The organism is Streptomyces sp. MGP-BFMKR1, assembly GCF_057766585.1.
Genome location: NZ_CM173408.1, coordinates 7547207 through 7565125 on the forward strand (window position 1 = coordinate 7547207; position 17919 = coordinate 7565125).

The 17919-nt window shown below is 74.7% G+C and carries 11 protein-coding genes; 5 read left to right on the plus strand and 6 right to left on the minus strand.

Features of this window, described 5'->3' with window-relative positions; genetic code table 11:
* Positions 1 to 294 precede the first annotated feature (294 nt).
* Both AC3CHW_RS30400 and AC3CHW_RS30405 read left to right on the plus strand, forming a co-directional pair.
* Entirely contained in the window at positions 295 to 2229 is a 1935-nt protein-coding gene (locus tag AC3CHW_RS30400) for a Xaa-Pro dipeptidyl-peptidase (RefSeq protein ID WP_488471215.1), read from the plus strand.
* 215 nt (positions 2230 to 2444) lie between these two features.
* On the plus strand, positions 2445 to 4124 hold the full coding sequence (locus AC3CHW_RS30405) for a BCCT family transporter (RefSeq protein WP_488471216.1): 1680 nt from the start codon (positions 2445 to 2447) through the stop codon (positions 4122 to 4124).
* A gap of 160 nt (positions 4125 to 4284) precedes the next feature.
* On the opposite strand, the gene rfbD is transcribed toward AC3CHW_RS30405, so the two are convergent.
* A complete protein-coding gene (gene rfbD, locus AC3CHW_RS30410) occupies positions 4285 to 5253 on the minus strand; it encodes a dTDP-4-dehydrorhamnose reductase (protein ID WP_488468599.1) in 969 nt (322 codons plus the stop codon).
* Positions 5250 to 5615 carry a hypothetical protein gene (locus AC3CHW_RS30415; protein ID WP_488468600.1) on the minus strand — a complete coding sequence of 122 codons (366 nt, stop codon included), beginning with the start codon at positions 5613 to 5615 and terminating at the stop codon, positions 5250 to 5252. Before AC3CHW_RS30415 ends, rfbD begins: the two co-directional genes overlap by 4 nt.
* Positions 5616 to 6184: 569 nt before the next feature.
* Between AC3CHW_RS30415 and AC3CHW_RS30420 the strand changes: the two genes are divergently transcribed.
* The gene (locus AC3CHW_RS30420) at positions 6185 to 7561 is read left to right on the plus strand and encodes an alpha/beta hydrolase-fold protein (RefSeq protein WP_488468601.1); all 1377 of its coding nucleotides are present in this window, start codon (positions 6185 to 6187) and stop codon (positions 7559 to 7561) included.
* A gap of 238 nt (positions 7562 to 7799) precedes the next feature.
* Here the strand turns inward: AC3CHW_RS30420 and AC3CHW_RS30425 are convergent, their stop codons facing one another.
* The gene (locus AC3CHW_RS30425; protein WP_459247697.1) at positions 7800 to 8753 is read right to left on the minus strand and encodes an NAD(P)/FAD-dependent oxidoreductase; all 954 of its coding nucleotides are present in this window, start codon (positions 8751 to 8753) and stop codon (positions 7800 to 7802) included.
* A 146-nt stretch (positions 8754 to 8899) separates the two neighbouring features.
* Between AC3CHW_RS30425 and AC3CHW_RS30430 the strand changes: the two genes are divergently transcribed.
* Positions 8900 to 10675 carry an ABC-F family ATP-binding cassette domain-containing protein gene (locus AC3CHW_RS30430; protein ID WP_488468602.1) on the plus strand — a complete coding sequence of 592 codons (1776 nt, stop codon included), beginning with the start codon at positions 8900 to 8902 and terminating at the stop codon, positions 10673 to 10675.
* Between the two features lie 99 nt (positions 10676 to 10774).
* Here the strand turns inward: AC3CHW_RS30430 and AC3CHW_RS30435 are convergent, their stop codons facing one another.
* Together AC3CHW_RS30435 and AC3CHW_RS30440 are read right to left on the minus strand one after the other, a co-directional pair.
* Positions 10775 to 11419: an HD domain-containing protein gene (locus tag AC3CHW_RS30435; protein WP_398609109.1), complete on the minus strand. Its 645-nt coding sequence runs from the start codon at positions 11417 to 11419 to the stop codon at positions 10775 to 10777.
* 294 nt (positions 11420 to 11713) lie between these two features.
* Entirely contained in the window at positions 11714 to 13465 is a 1752-nt protein-coding gene (locus tag AC3CHW_RS30440; RefSeq protein WP_488468603.1) for an ABC-F family ATP-binding cassette domain-containing protein, read from the minus strand.
* Between the two features lie 662 nt (positions 13466 to 14127).
* Here AC3CHW_RS30440 and AC3CHW_RS30445 point away from each other — a divergent pair.
* A complete protein-coding gene (locus tag AC3CHW_RS30445) occupies positions 14128 to 15120 on the plus strand; it encodes an alpha/beta fold hydrolase (protein WP_488468604.1) in 993 nt (330 codons plus the stop codon).
* Between the two features lie 114 nt (positions 15121 to 15234).
* Here the strand turns inward: AC3CHW_RS30445 and AC3CHW_RS30450 are convergent, their stop codons facing one another.
* Positions 15235 to 17652 carry a Tex family protein gene (locus tag AC3CHW_RS30450; RefSeq protein WP_488468605.1) on the minus strand — a complete coding sequence of 806 codons (2418 nt, stop codon included), beginning with the start codon at positions 17650 to 17652 and terminating at the stop codon, positions 15235 to 15237.
* Positions 17653 to 17919 lie beyond the last annotated feature (267 nt).

The following is a 17919-nucleotide window of genomic DNA, read 5'->3' on the forward strand; positions in this document are numbered from 1 at the left end:
GCAGAAACGATCCGTCCTGGTCAGGACGAGCGATCGATGGGTCGGCTTGACCATATGGTTTTCTGATCCCGGAGGACATGTCCATGGCGCTCACTGTCACGCGATCGACATGCGCCATACGGAGGACACACCTGTCACACGTTGGCGGAACACTCCCGTCACACCGGCCGGAGGCGGCCCGTCGCCCTCTTCTGTCCACCCGGCCACTCGCGCTACCGTCCGCCCGTGCGAAAACGAGCGCGGGGCACCCGCATCCAGTGGACGACGCTCATACTGGCGGTCGTGACCGCCCTGATGGCCTCCCTCGCGGCCCCGGCCGCCGCGCACGGCGGCCGGGGCCGGGACGGCACGGTCCGTGACGGGCTGAGCCGGCCGGTCTACTCCTACGCCGACGCGATACGCGAGTCCGTGTGGGTGGACACCGGTCTCGACCTGGACCGCGACGGCAGACCCGACCGGGTGGCGGCCGACATCGTGCGCCCGAGCGAACCCGCCCGCAGGGGCGGCAAGGTGCCCGTCGTCATGGACGCGAGCCCCTACTACTCCTGCTGCGGACGCGGCAACGAGCCGCAGAAGAAGACCTATGACAGCGCGGGCAAGCCCGTGCAGTTCCCGCTGCACTACGACAACTACTTCGTACCGCGCGGCTACGCGGCCGTCCTGGTGGACCTCGCCGGCACCAACCGCTCCGACGGCTGCGTCGACGTCGGCGGCCGGTCCGACATCATCTCGGCCAAGGCCGTCGTGCAGTGGCTGAACGGCCAGGGCACCGCGTACACCACCCGCACCGGCACCACCAGGGCCACCGCGAGTTGGAGCACCGGGGCCACCGGCATGATCGGCAAGAGCTACGACGGCACGGTCGCCAACGGCGTCGCCGCCACCGGCGTGCCGGGCCTGAAGACCATCGTGCCGATCGGCGCCATTTCCTCCTGGTACGACTACTACTTCGCCAAGGGCGCCCCGTACCACAGCGGTGGCCCCGACGGCCTGGCCCGCGGCATCGAGAGCCCGGAGGCCGCGGCCCGCTGCGGCGCCGTCAAGAACGAGCTGGTCCGCGGCGCCCCGCGCACCGGTGACTGGACGCCGATGTGGGCCGAGCGCGACTACGTGCCCGACGCCGGCAAGGTCAAGGCCAGCGTCTTCGCCGTGCACGGCGGGCAGGACCTCAACGTCCGCATGAACCACCTCGGTCAGTGGTGGGACAAGCTCGCCGCGGCCGGTGTCGAGCGCAAGATCTGGCTGACCCAGGCCGGCCACGTGGACCCGTTCGACATCCGCCGCGCGCAGTGGGTGGACGTCGTGCACCGCTGGTTCGACCACTACCTGTTGGGCGTCGACAACGGCGTCGAGCGCGAGCCGATGGCCGACATCGAGCGCGAGGTGGACCGGTGGACGACGGACGCGACCTGGCCCGCGCCCGGCACCCAGGCGACCACGCTGCGCCCGCGCAACGGCACCACCCCCGGCGTGGGCACCCTCGGCACCGAGCCCGCGGCGGCGGGCAGCACCGAGACGTTCACCGACGACCCGCGCCAGAGCGAGGCCGACTGGGCCGCCCGCGCCGACCAGGCGACCGCCGCCAAGGTCGCGTTCACCACCCGGCCGCTCGCCAGGGACCTGCGCGTGTCCGGCTCGGCGAAGGTGCGGGTCACCGCGACGCCCACCACCCGCACCGCGCACCTGTCGGCCATCCTGGTGGACCTGGGCCCGGACACCATCCGCAACTACACCGGTTCCGGCGAGGGCATCTCCAACCTCACCACCCGTAGTTGCTGGGGCGAGAGCCGGCCGGGCGACAGCGCCTGCTTCCTGGACACCAGGGCCGACACCCGCGCCGTGGACTACACCATCTTCAGCCGGGGTTGGGCGGACCTCGGCAACTACGCCGACGACCACGTGGGCCGGCCGCTCACCCCGGGCCGGGCGCACACCATCACCCTCGACCTGGCCGCCAGCGACCACGTGGTCAAGGCCGGGCACCGGCTCGCGCTGATCGTGGCCGGCACCGACCGCGGCCTGATCAGCGCCCCGAACAGCCAGCCGCGCCTCACCCTCGACCTGACCCGCACCAGCGCCGAACTGCCCCTGGTCGGCGGCGCGCCGGCGCTCGTGCAACGCCCGGCGCACGAGCCGGCGCCCGGCGCGAGCGCTCCGCTCACGTCGGTGCCCGAGCCCGGCCCCATCGACCGGCGGCCGGCGGGCCCCGTGACCCGGCCGATCGGCTAGCGACGGGCCCTTACCCGGCGTAACTCCAGGCCGCCGGTGGCGAGTCGACCCGCCACCGGCGGCCTGGGCTATCGAAAATCGGCAGGAGTGCGTTCGCCGGTTGGGGGTAGCGGGCAGAAGAATCACTTGTTAGTTGCTCCATGAAAGAAGGTCGACGCGTGGCGGAGAACACTCACGAGAAGGGCGGCGGAGGCGACCCGGCAGTGCCGGCCAGCATGCCCGGCAGCCCCCACCAGACGACGCCGCCACGGACCGACCGCGTGGTCTTCGGCGTGACGGCCGCCCTCACGCTCGCGTTCGTGACCTGGGGCGCGATCGCCACCGACGGGCTCAAGGACGTCTCGTCCGACCTCCTCACCGACCTGATCCACCACGGTGGTTGGGCGTTCATGCTCGCCGCGTCCGGATTCGTGGTCTTCGCGCTGTGGTTGGCGATGAGCCGCTACGGCAAGATCACGCTCGGTAAGGAGGGCGAGGAACCCGAGTTCCGCACGGTCTCCTGGGTCGCGATGATGTTCAGCGCCGGCATGGGCATCGGCCTGATGTTCTACGGCGTCAGCGAGCCGATGTCGCACTTCATCGACGCGCCGCCGGGCACCGCCCCCAAGAACGACGCCGAGGGCATGCAGACCTCGATGGCCACCACCCTCTTCCACTGGACGCTGCACCCGTGGGCCATCTACGCGGTGGTGGGCCTGGCCATCGCGTACAGCACCTTCCGGCGCGGGCGGCGGCAGACCATCAGCGCCGTGTTCACGCCACTGATCGGCAAGCGCCACGCCAACGGCACGGCCGGCCGGATCATCGACATCCTGGCCATCTTCGCCACGCTCTTCGGCTCCGCCGCCTCGCTGGGCCTGGGCGCGGTGCAGATCGGCAGCGGCATAGAGAAGCTGGGCTGGAAGAGCAGCGTGGGCACGGGGCTGCTCGTCACCATCATCGCGGTGCTCACCGTCGCGTTCATCGCCTCGGCGGTCTCCGGCATCGCCAAGGGCATCCAGTGGCTGTCGAACATCAACATGGTGCTGGCGCTGTCGCTGGCCGTCTTCGTCTTCGTGGCCGGCCCCACCATCGTCATCCTCGACATGCTGCCCACCTCCATCGGCGCCTACCTGGGTGACCTGCCGCAGTTGGTCGGCCGCACCGAGGCCACCGGCGGCGAGTCCGTCGCCGCCTGGCTGGGCTCCTGGACGGTCTTCTACTGGGCGTGGTGGATCTCCTGGACGCCGTTCGTCGGCATGTTCATCGCCCGCATCAGCCGGGGGCGCACCATCCGGCAGTTCGTCGGCGGCGTGATCCTGGTGCCCAGCACCGTGTCGCTGCTCTGGTTCGCCGTCTTCGGCAGCTCCGCGATGAAGCTCCAGGCCGCCGACAAGCTGGGCGCCGACTCCTCGCCCGAGGGCCGGCTGTTCGAGGTGCTCGAGCAGTACCCGATCGCGACCGTCACCAGCATCCTGGTGATGGTCCTGGTCGGCATCTTCTTCGTCTCCGGCGCCGACGCCGCCTCCATCGTCATGGGCACGCTCTCGCAGAAGGGCTCCTTCGAACCCACCCGACTCGTCGTCATCTTCTGGGGCGTGGTGACCGGTGCCGTGGCGGCCATCATGCTGATGGTCGGCGAGGGCGGCTCGGACGTACTGACCGGCCTGCAGAACCTCACCATCCTGGTGGCCGCGCCCTTCGTGCTGGTCATGGTCGGCATGTGCGTGGCGCTCATGCGCGACCTGCGGCGCGACCCGCTGATCGTGCGGGGCGAGAAGGGCGAGGAGGCCGTGGAGATGGCCGTCATCGCCGGACACGAGCGGTACGCGGGTGACTTCGAGCTCCAGATCGTGCCCGGCTCCGGGGCCACCGTCGTGGAGGAAGAGGACGTCACGCCCGTGGGCAAGGCGTAACACCCGCCGGCCGGTCGGCCGACCCGCCCGCACGTACGGGCACGCACGACCGAGGGGCCTCGCGCACCGCGCGAGGCCCCGCGCCTGTTGTCCTCGCCTGTCGTTCTTGCTCTGTTGTCCTCGCCTGTTGTTTGTCCTTGCCTGTTGTCCGCGCGGCCGATCAGCCGCTCAGCGCGCGCACCGGGCCGCGGCTCGTGGCGGCGGCTCGCGCCGCGCTCGGCAGCGGGCGCCGGGAGGCCGTACGCCGCCGCGCCGACGGGCCATCGGAGGTGACCGACCGGAAGGCCACCGCGAGCGCCTCGCGCCAGTGCCGGGGCGGCGTCAACCCGGCCTCCTCCCACCGGTCGTGGCCCAGCACGCTCCACGCCGGGCGCGGCGCCACCGTGCCCAGGCTGGCCCCGTCCACCGGCAGCACCCGGTCCGGATCGGCACCGCAGAGCCGGAACACCTCCCGGGCCAGGTCGTACCAGGTGGTGCGGCCCCCGCAGGTGGCGTGGAAGATGCCCGCCGCCTGGGACGCGGGCAGCCGGCCGAGCGCGAGCAGCCGGCCGGCGACGTCCCGGGTCCAGGTGGGCTGCCCGTGCTGGTCGTGCGCGACGGCCAGGGTGGCATCGCCCGCCGCGGCCCGGGCGGCCATGGAGCGGATGAAGTTGGGGCCGTACGCCCCGTACAGCCACGCCGTGCGCACCACGGTGCCGGTGCGCGGCAACTCCTCGAGCACGGCGCGCTCGCCGGCCAACCGGGTGCGCCCGTAGGCGGTGCGCGGGGCGGGGCGCGCGGTCTCGTCGTACGGGTTGGTCGCCCGGCCGGGGAAGACGGCGTCGGACGAGACGTGCAGCAGCCGGGCGCCGCTCGCGGCGCAGGCCCGGGCCAGGCCGCGCACCGCGTCGCCGTTGACCCGCAACGCCTCGGCCTCGCGCGTCTCGGCGGCGTCCGCGTCGGTCCACGCCGCGCAGTTGACGACGATCGCGGGCCTGGTGCGCCGCACGGCCCGGGCCACCGCGTCGGTGTCGGTCAGGTCCAGGTCGGCGTGGGTGAGCGGGAGGGCGGGGACGGACGCCGCGGCGAGTCGGGCGCGCAGCTCGCGGCCGAGCATGCCGCCGGCTCCGGTGATCAACCAGCCGTTCATCGGACTGCCTCCAGGTGTGCGCGCGTCTCCCGCCACCACGAGCGGTGGGAGCGGTACCCGTCGATGGTTGCGGCGAGCCCGTCGGCGCCGGAGTGCCGGGGCGCGAAGCGGAATTCGGTGCGGATCTCCGTCTCGCCCAGCGCGTAGCGCGGCGCGGAGGCCCGGGGGCCGGCGGTGTCCTTCGACCGGTCCGAGCCGGCGCCGGGCAGGTCCGCCCGGCCGGACGCCGCGTCGCGGGAGTCGAGAAGGGTGACGGCCAACGCGCCGCCACGGCCCCGCGGGCCGAGCGGTGAGCGGACGAAAAGGGAGCCGGCGAAGGGGGAGCCGACGGCGCCGGCTTCCTGGGTGACGAGGATGCTCATAGGAGTTCCGGGGGTCGGGGGCGTGGGGACGGGGTGGAGCGGGCGACGGGGCGGCGTCGCGGCACGCGGAGGTGGAGGGGCGGGCCGTGTGCGCATCGCCTGTCGGTGGTGCGGCGTTGGCGGGCCGTGGCTCCTGGGCTCAGGGGTGGTGGCTGGACCCGCTCGCCGCGAGGTCGGGTGGCGGGGGCAGGGGCGCGCGGCAGGGTGGGACATGGGCGCGGGCCCGGTAGAGGGGCCCGGTGGCGCTGAGTTGGGGCGTACGACCTGGGGGTGTTGTTGAGCGGTGAGGCACGTGGTTAGCTTAGGCTTACCTAAGTAAGTGTTCGCCCTGTGGGGTGTGTGACCTCACCCACAACCGTCCTTCTATGTGCCCCTCTCGCGTACGACATGCCGTTCGCCCCGCGCCACCGCCGGGGCGGGGGCAGGCGATGAGGGGCGCGGAAACGCAGGTTGCCGATGTGTGTCCGGTTCGTCGGTCGCTCCCACCGTGGTTCGTCGCTCCCGACGGCCGCGCCGTCCCGGGCGCGTCGCGCCGTACGCAAGCCGACGGCCGGCGGCGGGAGCGGCCGATGAGCGCGCGCCCGACCCCGATGACGGCGACCCCCAGGGGCGTGCTCGCCGCCCGCTGCGCCAGCCACCGCCCCCCAGCGGGCGCCCCGCCGCCGCGCGCTGACGCCCCCTCCCACGCCTCCGCCGTCGGCCCGCGCTCCGCGCCGCCACCCCGTACGGACAGTCCGCGCCTGCTCGCGCTCGCCGCGCGCCTGGCCGTCGCCGTCGACGCGACGGCGCGGGAGGCGGCGGTGGCGAGGTTCTGGGCCGAGGTGGAGGCGGTGGGCGCCCCGCTGGTCGAACCCGTCGACCGCGATCCCCACCACCGGACCGTCACCTTCGTGTGGCGCGACGCCGACGCCCGCGCGGTGCTGCTGTGCGCCGACTGGTCGCCCGGCCCGGGCGGGGCGCCCGGGCGGATGCGCCGCCTGCCGGGCATTGACGTCTGGTACCTGTCCTGCCACCTGCGCGCCGACCACCGCGGCACCTACCGCATCGCCCGGTACGACGCCACGGACCCCGATCCGGGGCCCGCCGGGCCGGCCGCGCGCGCCGTACCCGACCCGCTCAACCCCCGCCTGCTACCCGGGCGTTGGGACGCGCGGCCCGGCTCGGTCGCCGAACTGCCGCACGCCCCCGCCCCGCCCTGGGCCGAGGCGCCCGACGACGTACCCCCCGGCAGCCTGCGGCGGCACCGGCTCGGCAGCCGCGCCCTCGCCGCCGAGCGCGACGTGTGGGTGTACGAGCCGCCGGGGCCGCTGCCCGAGGAGACCGACGTGGTGGTGCTGCTCGACGGCGACACGTGGTTCGGCCGACTCGGCTTCGAGTCCGCGCTCGACCGACTCATCGCCGTCGGCCTGCTGCCCCCGCTGCTCGTGCTCGCGCCGGACTCCCGGGACCGAGCGGACGAGGCCACCCGGTCCCGGGAGTTCGACGGCCACGACGCCCAGGTCGCCTTCCTGGCAACGGAGTTGCTGCCGTGGGCCGCCGCCCGCTGGCCGGTCACCTACGACCCGGCTCGAACCGTCGTCGCCGGCCAGGGGCTCGGCGGCGTGAGCGCGCTGTACGCCGGCTACGCCGCGCCCATGCGGTTCGGCAACGTGCTGGCCCAGTCCGCCGCACTGCCCTGGCACCCGGCGGGCGAGCCGGAGGCGGACCCGGTGCCCTGGATCACGCGCCGGTACGCCGACGGCGCCCCACGCGAACTGCGGCTCCACCTCGACGTGGGGCTGTACGAGGGGCGGCTGCTGGAACTCACCCGTGGCCTGCGGGCGGCGCTGCGGGCCCGCGACTACCCGGTGACGGGCACCGAGTTCAACGGCGGCCACGACCACGCCTGCTGGCGGGGCGCCCTCGCCGACGGGCTGATCACCCTGCTCGGCGCCCGCCCCCGCTGACCCATCGGGCCCGCGCCGCCGCGACCGGCAGGAGCCCGCGCCCCGGGCGTCCGCGCCTCGACAGCGCGGCGCGGCCCGGCCCGGCCCGTGCGGCGGGCCCCGCCGGCCTCGCGCCGGCCTCACGATCGTGCTCCCCGCGAGTCCGGCGGTCCCAAGGCCCTGCCGTCGGACTCGCGGGGGGCACCCCGCACCCGCGTCGGCGGACACGGGGCGCCCGGCCCGGCGCCCCGGCGCGCGGCTACGCCGTCGCCAGCGCCGCCGCCTCGCGGGCGCAACCCCAGGCCACGGTGACGCCCGCGCCGCCGTGCCCGTAGTTGTGCACGCATCGCGCGCCGCCCGGCAACTCCTCCACCGCGAGCCGCACCCGCGGGCGCGCGGGCCGCAGCCCCACCCGGTGGTCGACCACGCGCGCGCCGGCCAACTCCGGCCGGACCCGGGTGCAGCGCGCCACGATCGCCTCGGCCGTCGCGGGGTCGGGCCGCAGCTCCCAGGCGTGCGGCCGGGCCGTGCCCCCGAGCACCACCCCGTACGGCTGCGGCAGCACGTACAGCGTCTCCGCCGCCACCGGGTCGGCCGCCACCAGCCACTCGGCGAGCCCCGGGTTCTCCACCACCACGACCTGCCCCTGCACCGGGTGCACCTCGGGGTCGGGCACCAACTCCCGGGCGCCGAGCCCCGAGCAGTTCACCACCACCGGCGCCCGTCGCCCCGCCTCCGCGAGCGAGGCCAGCGCCCGGCGCTCCACCGTGCCGCCGGCCGCGACCAGCCGCCGCTCCAGGTACCGCAGGTGGGTGGGCATGTCGATCAGCGGCACGCGGGCCCGCAGGCCGGTGGCGTACCCCGCGGGCAACTCGGCCGGCGCGGCCGGGCGCAACCCCGGCACCTCGTCCGCCCACGCCCCGAGGCCGGCACGGCCCAGCCCGGCGTGCGTGCCGTCGGCGAACCGCACCCCCGTCTCGCCCGGGTCGGCGGCCAGGGCGGTCAGCTCGGCCAGGGAGGCCACCGACCAGCGGCCCGCGGCCTCCGCCGGCTCGATGCGGTACGGCCACCACAGCCCGCCCGCCACCGCCGACGTCGTCTCAGCCGCCGGGTCCCGACTCCACACGGACACCCCGAACCCACCCTCCGCCAACGTAACGGCGCAGGTCAGGCCGATGACCCCGGAGCCCACCACGATCACGTCGCGCACCATGCTCACCATGCGCGGACGCTATCCGCTCGCCGCGCCCCACGCGAGACCCCACCCGTGGCTCGGCTCCCCGCGCGGCCGGCCCGTCGCGCGGGGCGGCGGATATCGGCGAGCGTCCCGCCGCACCCCGCCGTTAGGATCGCCGCCTGATGACTGCCACCCTCGTTGCCAAGAACCTCGCTGCCGGGCACGGCGACCGCACCCTTTTCTCCGGGCTCGACCTCGTCGTGGGCCCCGGCGACACCATCGGCCTGGTCGGCGCCAACGGAGCGGGGAAGTCCACCCTGCTGCGCCTCCTCGCGGGGCTGGCCGAGCCCGCGGAGGGGAGCGTCACGCTCAGTCCGCCGCACGGCACCATCGGCTACCTGCCGCAGGAGCACGAGCGGCGGCGTACCGGCGGCTCCGACCCGGCGACCGGCGCCGAGACCGTACGCGACTTCCTCGCCCGCCGCACCGGGGTCGCCGCCGCGCAGGCCGCGCTGGACGCCGCCACCGAGGCGCTGGCGGCCGAGCGTCCGGGCGCCGACGACGCGTACGCCACCGCGTGGGAGCGCTGGCTCGCGCTCGGCTGCGCCGACCTGGACGAGCGGGCCGAGAGCGTCACCGCCGGGCTCGGCCTCGCGGTCGGCCTCGACCGGCCGATGACCGCACTCTCCGGCGGCCAGGCGGCCCGCGCCGGACTCGCCTCGCTGCTGCTCAGCCGGTACGACGTGTTCCTGCTCGACGAGCCCACCAACGACCTGGACCTCGACGGCCTGAGCCGCCTGGAGGACTTCGTCCGCGGGCTGCGCGCCGGCACCGTCCTGGTCAGCCACGACCGCGAGTTCCTGGCCCGCACGGTCGACAAGGTCCTCGAACTCGACGTCGTCCAGCAGCGGTTCACCCTCTTCGGCGGCGGCTACACCGCCTACCTGGAGGAGCGCGAGACCGCGCGCCGGCACGCCAGGGAGCGGTACGAGCAGTACGCGCAGACCCGCGCCGGCCTGGAGGAGCGGGCCCGCACCCAGCGCGCCTGGATGGACAAGGGCGTGCGCAACGCGCGCCGCAAGGCCACCGATGGCGACAAGCTGCTGCGTAACGCGCGCGTCGAGAGCACCGAGAAGCAGGCGGCCAAGGCCCGGCAGACCGAACGACTCCTTGAGCGGCTCGACGAGGTGGAGGAGCCGCGCAAGGAGTGGGAGCTGCGCATGGAGATCGCCGCCGCGCCCCGCTCGGGCTCGGTGGTGGCCACCCTGCGCGGGGCCCGCGTGCGGCGCGGCGGCTTCACCTTCGGCCCGGTGGACCTCCAGATCGACTGGGCGGACCGGGTGGCCATCGTCGGGGCCAACGGCTCCGGCAAGAGCACCCTGCTCGCCACCCTCCTCGGCCGGCTGCCGCTGGACGAGGGGCACGCCTCCCTGGGCTCCGGCGTGATCGTCGGCGAGGTGGACCAGGCCCGCGCCCAACTCTTCGACGACGGTCCCGACCCGGCCGACGCCCCGGGCCGACCGGACCAGAGCGCCGGCGCGGGGCAGGCCGTGGGCGACGGCGCGCGGCCGGGGCGCTCGCGCGCCGCGGACACCCGTACCGGATCGCTCCTGGACACCTTCGGCGCCGTCGCCACCGAACTGGAGCCGGCCGAGGTGCGCACGCTGCTGGCCAAGTTCGGGCTCAAGGCCGACCACGTGCTGCGCCCGGCGCACACCCTCTCGCCGGGCGAGCGCACCCGCGCCGCCCTGGCGCTTCTCCAGGCCAGGGGCGTGAACCTGCTCGTGCTCGACGAGCCGACCAACCACCTGGACCTGCCCGCCATCGAGCAACTGGAGTCGGCGCTCGCCTCGTACGACGGCACCCTGCTGCTGGTCACCCACGACCGTCGGATGCTGGACGCCGTGCACACCACGCGCCGGATCGAGGTGGCTGACGGACAGGTCAGCGAGGTCTGACGGCGGGCCGCGCCGTGGCCCGGGCCGGGGCGTCGCTCCGGGCCCGGGGTGGCGACGCGGCCCGGCCACGCCCGTCCCGGCCCGGCCGGGGCAGGGGGCTCACTCCGGCCAGGGTGAGTTCTCGATGACGGTGACGAAGTCGCCGCGCTGGAAGCCGGGCACGAAATGCGCGAGCACGTCCGCCTTCACGTTGCCGAACGTGGTCTCCGGCTTGGGCGCGATGCCCTCGGTGAACGCCGCCAGGATGCGCCGCTTGAAGTCCGGGCGCGGGTGCAGCGCGGTGATCTCGGCCCGGTCGTCCGCGCTGACGCGCTCGTAGTCGATGCCGAGCACGTCGTACTCCACCCCCGCGGTGACCAGCGCGACCTCGGGTTCCATGAACTCCGGCACGCCGGGCGTGGTGTGCAGGGCGATGGCCGTCCACACCCGGCGTACGGCGTCCTCGGGGACCGCGCGGGAGCGCAGGAACCTCGCGGCTTCCTCCGCCCCGTCCACCTCGAAGCGCCGCCCGCTGGTACGGAACTCCTCGCCCAGGCCCAGGTCGTGGAACATCGCGCCGACGTAGAGCAGCTCGGGGTCGCACTCCAGGCCGCGTTCGCGCCCCAGCAGGCTGCCGAACAGGAACACCCGGCGGGAGTGGTGGTAGATCAGGTCGGAGGTCACCGTGCGCACCAGGTCGGTGGCCTCCCTGGCGAGCGTGCTGTCGGGCACGGTGATCCCCGCGACGTGCGATGCGTCGGGCATGGCTGGTCTCCTCGTCCTCGGTCCTGTGGTCATCCCGCCGGCCGGTCGCCGGCTCGCTCCTCAACCCTGTCCCGGCACGGGCGCCCGTCGCAGGCGGCCGGTCGGTCAGCCCCGGGCCACGGCCCGCGCCGACCGACGGCCCGTGTCGCCTGACGGCCGGCGACCGGCGACCGGCGACCGGCGGCGGGCGGAACGCGCCGGCACCAGTGAACCAGCGCGTCCCGCCCGCGTCGCCGCACGACCCCGCCCCCGCGCGCCCGCGCCGCCCGGGCGCACGGCGGCCGGCGCCCCCGCCTACGGAGCCTCGGCCGCCGCGGACGCCTCGGGTGTGTCGGACGTGTCGGGCTCCTCGGGTGTGTCGGACGCCTCCAGCAGGCCGTACACCTCGTCGGCCGTCGTCTCGCGCAGCGCGGTGTCCACGAACAGCCAGCGCGTGATGCCGATCGACTGGAGGAAGGCCAGGTCGTGGCTGGCGATCAGCAGGGCGCCCTGGAAGGAGTCGAGGGCGCCGCTCAGATGGCGCACGCTGGCCAGGTCGAGGTTGTTGGTCGGCTCGTCCAGCATCAGCAACTGCGGGGCCGGCGCGGCGAGCATCGTCGCGGCCAGCGCGGCCCGGAAGCGCTCCCCACCCGACAGCGTCCCGGCCGGCTGCGCGGCACGCGCGCCCCTGAACAGGAACCGCGCGAGCTGCGAGCGGATCTCCTGGTCGCCGACGCCCGGGGCCATCCGGGCCACGTTCTCCGCGATGCTCAACTCCTCGTCCAGCACGTCGAGCCGCTGGGGCAGGAAGCGCAGCGGCACGTGCGCCGTGGCCTCGCCCGACAGCGCCGGCAGCGTCCCGGCGATGGTACGGAGCAGGGTCGTCTTGCCGGCGCCGTTGCGCCCGACGAGCGCGATCCGCTCGGGCCCGTGCACGTGCAGGTCACCCTCGCGCAGCCGGCCGTACCGGGGCCGCAGCGCGCGCAGGCTCAGGACCGTGCGGCCGGCCGGCACGGCGGTGTGCGGCAGGCTGACCCGGATCTCGGCGTCGTTACGGAGCGCGTCCGCCGCCTCCTCGCGCCGCTCGCGCGCCTCGCTGAGCCGCTCCTCGTGCACGCCCCGGAGCTTGTCCGCCGACTCCTGCGCGGAGCGCTTGCGCTCTCCCGCGACGATCCGGGGCGCGCGCCGCTGGGCGTCCATCTTCTTGCTGTGCCGCTCGCGGCGGGCCACCTTGATCTGGGTCTCCTCCAGCTCGCGCTTCTGCTTGCGCACCTGCGCCTCGGCCGCCCGCAGGGTGCGCTCGGCGGCCTCCTGCTGGGTGGCGAGCGCCTGCTCGTACTGGGCCCAGTTCCCCCCGTACCAGGTCACCGAACCGGAGCGCAGCTCGGCGACGCGGTCCACGCGCGCCAACAGGTCGCGGTCGTGGCTGACGATCACCAGCACGCCGGAGCGCCAGGAGTCGACCGCGTCGTAGAGCCGGCGCCGGGCGAACAGGTCCAGGTTGTTGGTCGGCTCGTCGAGGAGCAGGATGTCGGGGCGCTCGATGAGCAGCGCGGCCAGCCGGAGCAGGACGGTCTCCCCGCCGGACAACTGGCCCACCGTGCGGTCGAGTTCGATGTCGCCGAGGCCGAGCGGGCCCAGCGTCGCCTGGGTCCGCTCCTCGATGTCCCAGTCGTCGCCGATCGTGTCGAAGTGTTCCTCGCGCGCGTCGCCCGACTCGATGGCGCGCAGCGCGGCGCGCCGCTCGGCGATGCCCAGCGCCTGGTCGACGCGCAGCTCCGTGTCGAGGGTGATGTTCTGTGGCAGGTAGGCGAGGCTGCCACGCAGGGCCACCGAGCCGCTGGCCGGGCTCAGTTGGCCGGCCAGCAGCCGCAGCAGCGTGGACTTACCGGTGCCGTTGCCGCCGACCAGCCCGGTGCGGCCCCGGCCGACGGTGAAGGAGAGCCCGTCGAAGACCGGCGTGCCGTCAGGCCACCGGAACGTCAGGGCCGAGCAGGTCACGGCGGCGGGGGAGGAGTGGGAGGAAGCAGAAGAACCAGAGGAAGCAGAGGAAGGTGAATGGGCCATGGTGATCTCGCAGTCACAAGCGCAGGAACGGGGGCTTCGTATGCGAGCACCACGCGGCGACCGGGCCGGAACCGGAAGGGGGGAGCGCGGCCGTCCGACGGGTCGGGACGGCTCGGGCACCGAGGTCGCATCCGCGCGGACCACGGGCGGCGAGAGAGCCAGCTCAACGTGGTAGGCGTACGGCCGGGGCCGTACCGCGCGATGGTCGCGAACCTCAGATGCGCAACGTCCACCTCAATCGGAGACAACAGGACTCGACCACTGTACCTCGCGGCGGCACGCGCCGGCCCGGGCGACCGTGCGGGCCGCCGGATCCGCCCGGACTGCCCGTCTCCGCCGCCAGGCTGTTCGGCCGCGACGCGATCGTCGATCTGACGGCCGAGCGACCGGCCGCCGACCACAGCGTGCGGTCGTACGGTCGGGCCGGCGTGGGGAAGAAGGCGCGCTGAACCCGCCCCGCCACCCGGCGAGAGCCGTTTGCCCATTCGGCAAAGCCGCTCGCGGTGCCGTCGCCGGGGCCTCGATGATCGAACCCGTGCGGACGGCAGCGGCTCGACGCGTCGCGGCCCCGCACCGTGCCCGGCGGCGTCGCGCCGTCGTGCCGGTGTGCGCACCCCGCGGCAGCGGGTTCACGTTCCACCCTCTTCGCACCGGAGGCCCCCATGGTCCAGTCCCACCCGTCGCGACCGGTCACGCATCGGCTCGTACCCTCGCCCGCCGGCCGCACCCACGTCGCGGAGTGCGGCAGCGGGCCGCTGGTGCTGCTGGTCCACGGGTTCCCCGAGTCCTGGTACTCCTGGCGCCACCAACTGCCCGCCCTCGCCGCCGCCGGCTACCGCGCCGTGGCCGTCGACGTACGCGGCTACGGCCGTTCCAGCAAGCCGTCGGCCGTCGAGGCGTACCGCATGGTGGAACTCGTCGCCGACGCCACCGCCGTGGTCGAGGGACTGGGCGAGCGGACCGCGGTGATCGTGGGGCACGACTGGGGCGCGAACATCGCGGCCCACGCGGCGCTGCTGCGCCCCGACGTCTTCACCGCCGTCGGCATGCTCAGCGTGCCCTACGCGCCGCGCGGCCCGGTCAAGCCCACCGACGCGTTCGCGGGGATCGGCGGCGACGAGGAGTTCTACGTCAGCTACTTCCAGCGCCCCGGCCGGGCCGAGGCCGAGATCGAGCCCGACGTACGGGGCTGGCTCGCCGGGTTCTACGCGGCGCTCTCGGCCGACACCATGCCCCCGGCCGACGCCCCCAGCCCGTACCTCGTCCCGCAAGGCGGGCGGATGCGGGACCGCTTCCCCGGCGACCGCGCGCCCGCCTGGCTGAGCAGCGCGGACCTGGACACGTACGCCGGCGAGTTCGAGCGCACCGGGCTGGCCGGGGCGCTCTCCCGCTACCGCGCCATCGACCGCGACTGGGCCGACCTCGCCGACCGGGACGGCGCCCCGATCACCCGGCCCGCCCTGTTCATCGGCGGCACGCGCGACGCCTCCACCACCTGGATGGCCGACGCCATCGCGGCGTTCGACCGCACGCTGCCCGCCCTGACCGCCTGCCACCTCATCGACGGCTGCGGCCACTGGGTCCAGCAGGAGCGCCCCGACGAGGTCACCCGCATGCTGCTCGACTGGCTGGGCGCGCTGCCCCCGGTGGACTGAGGCGACGGCGGGCGCGGCGGATGTCCGGCCGGCGGGCCAGCCGCTGGGCATCCGCCGCCCGCCCCTCCGGGCGCGCTCGCGGGAGCGCGAGGGCGCCCGCGAACGCGCCGCCGCTCAGCCGCGCCCCGGGTCCACCAGGCCCGCGCGGCGCAGCGCGTCGGCCATGGCGCCGCTGGCCGGCGCGGCGTCACGACGGGCCCCGGCGCGCTGGCCGCCACCGGAGCGGGCCCCCTGGCCGCCGCCCGCGCGGGCGCCCTGGCCCCCGCCGCTGCCCGGGCCGCGCTGCCGCTGCTGCGGGGCGCCTCGACGGGCGCCGCCGCGCTCGGCCCGCTCGCCGTCGCGCTCACCGCCCCGCACGGGCTCGTCGTCGAGCCGCAGCGTCAGCGAGATCCGCTTGCGCGGGACGTCCACGTCGAGCACCTTGACCCGCACGATGTCGCCTGGCTTGACCACGTCCCGCGGGTCCTTCACGAACGTCTTCGACATCGCCGAGACGTGCACCAGGCCGTCCTGGTGCACGCCGACGTCCACGAACGCGCCGAACGCGGCCACGTTGGTCACCACGCCCTCGAGCAACATCCCCGGCGTCAGGTCGCCGAGCTTCTCGACGCCCTCCTTGAAGGTGGCCGTCCTGAACGCCGGCCGCGGGTCACGCCCGGGCTTCTCCAACTCCCTGAGGATGTCGGTCACCGTCGGCAGCCCGAAGGAGTCGTTGACGAACTCCGCCGGGTCCAGTCGGCGCAGCACCGCGGTGTTGCCGATCAGCGAGCCCACGTCGCCGCCGGCCGAGGCCACCATGCGGCGCACCACCGGATACGCCTCGGGGTGCACGCTGGAGCCGTCCAGCGGGTCGTCCCCGCCACGGATGCGCAGGAAGCCCGCGCACTGCTCGTACGCCTTCGGGCCGAGCCTGGCCACGTCCTTGAGCGCCTTGCGGTTGCGGAACGGGCCGTTGGAGTCGCGGTGCGCCACGATGTTCTCGGCGAGCGACGTGCTGATCCCGGAGACCCTGCCGAGCAGCGGCGCCGAGGCCGTGTTGACGTCCACGCCCACGCCGTTCACACAGTCCTCCACCACCGCGTCCAGCGAGCGGGAGAGCTTCACCTCGGACAGGTCGTGCTGGTACTGACCGACGCCGATCGACTTGGGGTCGATCTTGACCAGTTCGGCGAGCGGGTCCTGGAGCCGGCGCGCGATGGACACCGCGCCGCGCAGCGACACGTCCATGCCAGGCAACTCCTGGGAGGCGAACGCCGAGGCCGAGTACACGGACGCGCCGGCCTCGGAGACCATCACCTTGGTGAGCCGCAGCTCCGGGTGGCTGTCGCACAGCTCGCCCGCCAGCTTGTCGGTCTCGCGCGACGCCGTGCCGTTGCCGATGGCGATCAGCTCGACCTGGTGCTCCTTGGCGAGGCGGGCCAGCGTGGCGAGCGCGGCGTCCCACTTCTGCTGCGGCACGTGCGGGTAGATGGTCTCGGTGGCGGCCACCTTGCCCGTGGCGTCCACGACGGCCACCTTCACGCCCGTACGGAAGCCGGGGTCGAGGCCCATGGTCGCCCGCGTGCCCGCGGGGGCGGCCAGCAGCAGGTCGCGCAGGTTGGCCGCGAACACCCGCACCGCCTCGTCCTCCGCCGCCTGCCGCAGCCGCAGCCGCAGGTCGATGCCGAGGTGCACCAGCACCCGCGTGCGCCAGGCCCAGCGCACCGTGTCGGCCAGCCAGCCGTCGGCGGGCCGGCCGCGCTGGGCGATGCCGAAGCGGCGCGCGATGATCTGCTCGTACGAACTGGGGCCCGGCTCGTCGGACGGCTCCTCCGGCTCCAGGGTGAGGTCGAGGACCTCCTCCTTCTCGCCGCGGAACATGGCCAGCACCCGGTGTGAGGGCAGCTCCGTGAACGGCTCGGCGAAGTCGAAGTAGTCGGCGAACTTCGCGCCCGCCTCCTCCTTGCCCTCGCGCACCTTCGCCGCCACCCGGCCACGCTGCCACATGCGCTCGCGCAACTCGCCGATCAGGTCCGCGTCCTCACCGAACCGCTCGGTGAGGATGGCCCGCGCGCCGTCGAGGGCGGCTGCCGTGTCGGCGACGCCCCGGTCGGCGGCCACGAACGCCTCGGCGGCGACGCGCGGCTCCACCGACGGGTCGGCGAGCAACCCGTCGGCCAGCGGTTCGAGCCCGGCCTCCCGGGCGATCTGCGCCTTGGTGCGCCGCTTGGGCTTGAACGGGAGATAGACGTCCTCAAGCCGCGCCTTGGAGTCGGCGGCCAGGATGCGCGCCTCCACCTCCGCGTCGAGCTTGCCCTGCGAGCGGACCGACTCCAGGATCGCCGCCCGCCGCTCCTCCAGCTCGCGCAGATAGCGCAACCGTTCCTCAAGGGCGCGCAACTGCGCGTCGTCGAGCATCTCGGTCGCTTCCTTGCGGTAGCGCGCGATGAACGGCACGGTCGAACCGCCGTCCAGCAGCTCGACGGCGGCCTTCACCTGCCGCTCCCGCACCCCAAGCTCTTCGGCGATCCGGCCTTCGATGGACGTCGTCACTTCACGCTCCGCTTTCGTCTCTGCACCGCGACCTGCATTGTGGCAGGTGGGTACGACAACGCGGCGACACCGGACCGCTCGGCCGCCGGATGAGAGGCGGACCGTACCCGCGCCCGCCCCGACACGACACCCGCCGGCCCCACGGGCCGCCGCGCCCCGGGCGCGGCGCGCCCCCGCACCTCCCGCGCTCCGCACCTCCCGCGCTTCACACCCGCCAAGCCCCCGATCCACCCCGCCCGCGACCGATCGCCCCCGCCCATCACCCCG

Bases quoted from the DNA above. Each gene is read 5' to 3' on its own strand.
- AC3CHW_RS30445 (WP_488468604.1), top strand. From the start codon at position 14,128: ATGGTCCAGTCCCACCCGTCGCGACCGGTCACGCATCGGCTCGTACCC.
- AC3CHW_RS30420 (WP_488468601.1), top strand. From the start codon at position 6,185: ATGAGCGCGCGCCCGACCCCGATGACGGCGACCCCCAGGGGCGTGCTC.
- AC3CHW_RS30440 (WP_488468603.1), bottom strand. From the start codon at position 13,465: ATGGCCCATTCACCTTCCTCTGCTTCCTCTGGTTCTTCTGCTTCCTCC.
- AC3CHW_RS30415 (WP_488468600.1), bottom strand. From the start codon at position 5,615: ATGAGCATCCTCGTCACCCAGGAAGCCGGCGCCGTCGGCTCCCCCTTC.
- AC3CHW_RS30435 (WP_398609109.1), bottom strand. From the start codon at position 11,419: ATGCCCGACGCATCGCACGTCGCGGGGATCACCGTGCCCGACAGCACG.
- AC3CHW_RS30405 (WP_488471216.1), top strand. From the start codon at position 2,445: ATGCCCGGCAGCCCCCACCAGACGACGCCGCCACGGACCGACCGCGTG.
- rfbD (WP_488468599.1), bottom strand. From the start codon at position 5,253: ATGAACGGCTGGTTGATCACCGGAGCCGGCGGCATGCTCGGCCGCGAG.
- AC3CHW_RS30430 (WP_488468602.1), top strand. From the start codon at position 8,900: ATGACTGCCACCCTCGTTGCCAAGAACCTCGCTGCCGGGCACGGCGAC.
- AC3CHW_RS30425 (WP_459247697.1), bottom strand. From the start codon at position 8,753: ATGGTGCGCGACGTGATCGTGGTGGGCTCCGGGGTCATCGGCCTGACC.
- AC3CHW_RS30400 (WP_488471215.1), top strand. From the start codon at position 295: ATGGCCTCCCTCGCGGCCCCGGCCGCCGCGCACGGCGGCCGGGGCCGG.